The 239-nt window shown below is 69.0% G+C and carries 1 pseudogene; it reads right to left on the bottom strand.

The features are described 5' to 3' along the window. Positions 1 to 239: pseudogene (locus tag KBI52_RS00120) on the bottom strand (copper resistance protein CopC); the annotation flags it as partial.

Raw genomic sequence — 239 nt, 5'->3', positions numbered from 1 at the left:
TTCCGGCGACGGGCACCGTGAGTCCGTAGACCTCCCAGGCATTCCGTGCTGACCTCCTCGCCGGGCGGATGATGGCCTCGATCCCGGCCTCCGGCTTCGAGAGGACCAGCGTCACCTCCTTCGCGTCGATGGGTTGCGCGCTTCCCGACGCGATTACGATACTGGCCCTCGCGTTCCCGACCCGTCCCGGCGACAGGGTCACCTGGGCCATCACCCGCGGCGAGTGCAGGTGGACGCTG

The sequence above is a fragment of the Microvirga sp. HBU67558 genome, from assembly GCF_018069605.1.
GTDB lineage: Bacteria > Pseudomonadota > Alphaproteobacteria > Rhizobiales > Beijerinckiaceae > Microvirga > Microvirga terrae.
This window is presented reverse-complemented; position numbering and strand designations above follow the sequence as displayed.